Genomic DNA, 250 nt, shown 5'->3' with positions numbered 1-250 from the left:
TCGGTCTGTTCCATCAATTCCGGAACAGCCTTAAGCTCGATTTCACGCCCGTCACGCTCAACAGTGAAAGACAGTTCATCACCGCTGCGGCCATTCACAATGCGCTGCACATCCGTGAAAGTCGTAATCTCACTGCCTTCAACATTGATAAAGCGATCCCCCGGCTTGAAACCGGCAATAGCAGCAGGACTGCCTGCATTTACTTCCGCAATGGTCGGATCAGCGACCATGCGTCCGTAGCTGGCGAAGA

The 250-nt window shown here is 53.2% G+C and carries 1 protein-coding gene; it reads right to left on the bottom strand.

From position 1 onward, the window contains the following. Positions 1 to 250 (bottom strand): PDZ domain-containing protein (locus tag HBA93_RS22435; RefSeq protein ID WP_221724711.1); only part of this gene is annotated, 250 nt, incomplete at both ends.

It is taken from the genome of Ochrobactrum sp. SFR4 (assembly GCF_019730395.1).
Lineage (GTDB): Bacteria > Pseudomonadota > Alphaproteobacteria > Rhizobiales > Rhizobiaceae > Pseudochrobactrum.
The sequence above is the reverse complement of the archived record's forward strand: the minus strand, read 5'-3'. Positions and strand labels throughout refer to the sequence as shown.